We start from the raw sequence: 3,634 nt of genomic DNA, 5'->3' as shown, positions 1-3,634 counted from the left end.
CGGCGTCGGTGCGTCGGGCGCTGATGTTCCGCGGCTCGGCGCGGGCGGTCGCCACGGCCGCGCTGACCGGCGGGGGCCCGGAGCTGGCGGCGTTCCGGCTGGAGGTGGGCCGGCCGGTGCGGCCGATGCTGGCGGCCTCGGCGCCGGACGTCGGCTCGGTGCTGGACCGGTTCGCGGGCCCGGTGGCGCTGGAGTGGAAGCTGGACGGCATCCGGGTGCAGGTGCACCGGGACGGCGGGGACGTCGGCGTCTTCACCCGGTCGCTGGACGACATCACCGCCCGGGTGCCCGAGGTGGTGGAGGCGGCGCTGGCCCTGCCGGTGCGGTCGGCGGTGCTGGACGGCGAGGCGATCGCGCTCGGGCCGGACGGCCGGCCCCGGCCGTTCCAGGAGACCGCCGCGCGCACCGCGGCCCGCCGGGACCCGGAGCGGCTGCGCGCCGAGGTGCCGCTCAGCGCGCACTTCTTCGACCTGCTGCACCAGGACGGCGAGGACCTCGTGGACCGCCCCGGGCGGGAGCGCTGGGCCGCGCTCGCCGGGGCCGTCCCGGCCGGGCTGCGGGTGGCGCACACCGAGACCGGGGACCGGGAGGAGGCGCTGGCGTTCTTCCGCGACGCCCTCGCGCGCGGCCACGAGGGGGTGCTGGTGAAGGACCCGGCGGCCGGCTACCAGGCCGGGCGGCGCGGCGCCGGCTGGGTGAAGGTCAAGCCGCGGCACACCCTGGACCTGGTGGTGCTGGCCGCCGAGTGGGGCAGCGGGCGGCGCCGGGGCTTCCTGAGCAACCTGCACCTGGGGGCCCGGTCGGGCGGCGAGCCGGGACTCGGCCCGTGGGTGATGCTCGGCAAGACCTTCAAGGGGCTCACCGACGAGATGCTCGCCTGGCAGACCGCGGCGCTGCTGGAGCGCGAGGTGGACCGGGACGCCTGGACCGTCCGGGTGCGGCCGGAGCTGGTGGTGGAGATCGCCTTCGACGGGGTGCAGCGCAGCCCGCGCTACCCGGCGGGGCTGGCGCTGCGGTTCGCCCGGGTGGTGCGCTACCGGCCCGACAAGAGCGCGGCGGAGGCGGACACCGTCGCCGCCGTCCGTGAACTGGGGTCCCGGTAGCGTTCGCGGGGCGTGCGGGCGTCGACGGGAGCGCCGCGGCCGGCCGGCGGCGCGGGGCTCGCCCAGGCCCGGACGACCGATCTGACGAATGATCAAACTTCTTTAATCTCACACCCGTTCACAACCAGAGGGATATCGGCCATTCTTCACGACATGGCGGTGCACCCTTCGTGTGCGACAGGGGGCGGGGATAGCTTGACCATGACAGCGGAGGCGGCCCGGCCCGGGCGAAGCCGGGGCCACACCACGGAGAGGTGTCCGACATGCAGGTGAACGTCGAACGGGACCGCTGCTGCAGCTCCGGCCAGTGCGTCATGACGGTGCCCGAGATCTTCGAACAGGACGACCGGGACAGCCTGGTCGCCCTCCGCCAGGTGGTCGTCCCGGCCGGCCTGCTCGCCGACGTGCGCCTCGCCGCCGATCTCTGCCCCGGCGGCGCGATCACCGTCTCCGAGGACGACGGGCCCGGCACCACCGACTGACGCCCGCCCGGGGGCCCCGCCGCCCTCCCGCCGTCTCCCACCGCCTGGCCACGGGCCCCACCCGTCACGCGAGGAGACCCCCTTGAGCATGTCCACCGTTCCCGTCACCCCGATCCCGGCCCGGCACGACACGGCCTGTCCGTTCGCGCCGCCGCCCGCGTACACCGAGGCCGCGCGCACCGGCCCGGTCAGCCGCGCGGAACTCCCCGACGGCACCCCCTGCTGGCTGGTGACCGGCTACCAGGAGGTCCGCGCGGTGCTCTCGGACCGCCGGTTCAGCGCCGACGCCCGAAGGCCCGCGTTCCCGTTCCTCAACGAGGCGCGGCGCGAGCTCGTCGCCGCCAACCCGTCCTTCCTGCGCCTCGACGACCCCGAGCACGCCCGGCTGCGCCGGATGGTCACCGGGGACTTCCTGGTCAAGCGGGTGGAGGCGATGCGCCCCGGCATCCAGCGGATCGTCGACGAGGCGCTCGACCGGATGACGGCCGGGGACGGCCCGGCCGACCTGATCGCCGACTTCGCGCTGCCGGTGCCCTCGCTGGTGATCTGTCTGCTGCTCGGCGTCCCCTACGAGGACCGGGAGGCGTTCCAGGCCAACAGCCGGGTGCTGCTGACCACCGAGCCGAACGACCTGGACGTCTCCCGGGCGCAGGACGAGCTGCTCGACTACCTGGCCGGGCTCGCCGAACGGAAGCGCTCCGAGCCCGGCGAGGACATCCTGAGTCGGCTGGTGCTGCGCGACGACCTCACGCTGCGGGAGATCGCCTCGATCGGGGTGCTGCTGCTGGTCGCCGGGCACGAGACCACCGCCAACATGATCGGGCTCTCCACCGCGCTGCTGCTGCGCCACCCCGAGCAGGCCGCCCGGCTCGCCGACCCGGCGGCGGTGCCGGGGGCGGTGGAGGAGCTGCTGCGGCTGATCACCATCGTGCACACCGGTGTGCCGAGGCAGGCGATGGAGGACGTCGAGCTGGGCGGCACCCTGATCCGGGCCGGGGACGGCGTGATGGTGATGCTGTCCACGGCCAACCGGGACGACGGGCTGTTCGGCGCCGAGGGCCACCTCGGCGTCGACGAGGTCGACCTCGGCCGGGAGGCCCGGCGGCACGTGGCCTTCGGCTTCGGGGTGCACCAGTGCCTGGGGCAGCCGCTGGCCCGGGCGGAGCTGCAGATCGCGCTGGCCACGCTGTTCCGGCGGCTGCCGGGGCTGCGGCGGGCGGTCACGGAGGAGGAGCTGGAGTTCCGCACGGACGCGCTGATCTACGGGCTGAGGTCGCTGCCGGTCGTCTGGTGAACGCCCTGCCCCCGGTTGGCCGTCGCCCGGTCGTGGAGGCAGTCTTGAGGGGCGGGACAGCGAACCGGCCGAGGAGAGGGAGCCCGCGATGACCGACATGAGCGCACGCTCCGAGGTGAGCACCGACCGGGACGAGGACGTCCGCGCGGCCGACCCCGAGGAGGGCATCACCTCGATGCAGAACCAGCACGCGCAGGACACCTCGCAGGCGGAGGGCGAGCCCCAGGAGGAGGCGACGGCGGGCGGCTGACCCGCTCCGACCATTCCGAGACACGAGTTGCCACGAGGCCGCCCGCCCCCGGGCGGCCTTCGCGACCGCCGGTGCCGCCGCCCGGGCTGCGGCGGACCGGCGAGGGAGGACGGGCGCATGACCGAACAGCAGCAGGGCACGGCGGGCGGGCCGGGAGGCACGGCCGGGCGGGTGGAGCCCCCGCTCGACCCCCGGGCCTCGTGGGCCACCTGGACCACCCAGTCGATCATCAGCGGGCCCGGCGGGGTCGGCACCGTCGAGATCGGCCCGATCTCGGGCGACCTCACCGTGCACACGACCTGGGTGGACGGCGAGGCGCGGCTCACCGTCCAGTACACCGGCGCGCTGGACTGGTACACGGTGGCGGGCAGCCCCGTCCCGGCGGCCGACGAGACCACGGCCCGGGCGGTCCACCAGGCCATGGTGAACGCCGTCAAGACCGGCCGGGGCTCCACCGCCCCCCGGTCCCCCACCGGCTGATCCACCACCGCGCACACCACCGCGC

Annotated in this window: 5 protein-coding genes; all 5 read left to right on the top strand. The window is 75.4% G+C overall.

Features of this window, described 5'->3' with window-relative positions; translation table 11 throughout:
• The coding region (locus ABD308_RS36235; protein ID WP_344344432.1) for an ATP-dependent DNA ligase at positions 1-1,103 on the top strand (1,103 nt) is incomplete at its 5' end.
• A gap of 263 nt (positions 1,104-1,366) precedes the next feature.
• A complete protein-coding gene (locus ABD308_RS36230; protein WP_344344436.1) occupies positions 1,367-1,585 on the top strand; it encodes a ferredoxin in 219 nt (72 codons plus the stop codon).
• Between the two features lie 88 nt (positions 1,586-1,673).
• Positions 1,674-2,879 (top strand): cytochrome P450, encoded by a 1,206-nt coding sequence (locus tag ABD308_RS36225; protein ID WP_344344430.1) that lies wholly within the window; start codon positions 1,674-1,676, stop codon positions 2,877-2,879.
• Between the two features lie 88 nt (positions 2,880-2,967).
• A complete protein-coding gene (locus ABD308_RS36220) occupies positions 2,968-3,129 on the top strand; it encodes a hypothetical protein (RefSeq protein ID WP_344344428.1) in 162 nt (53 codons plus the stop codon).
• 117 nt (positions 3,130-3,246) lie between these two features.
• Positions 3,247-3,609 (top strand): hypothetical protein, encoded by a 363-nt coding sequence (locus tag ABD308_RS36215; protein ID WP_425554948.1) that lies wholly within the window; start codon positions 3,247-3,249, stop codon positions 3,607-3,609.
• Positions 3,610-3,634: the final 25 nt, after the last annotated feature.

The sequence above is a fragment of the Kitasatospora putterlickiae genome, assembly GCF_039527695.1.
Classification (GTDB): domain Bacteria; phylum Actinomycetota; class Actinomycetes; order Streptomycetales; family Streptomycetaceae; genus Kitasatospora; species Kitasatospora putterlickiae.
This window is presented reverse-complemented; position numbering and strand designations above follow the sequence as displayed.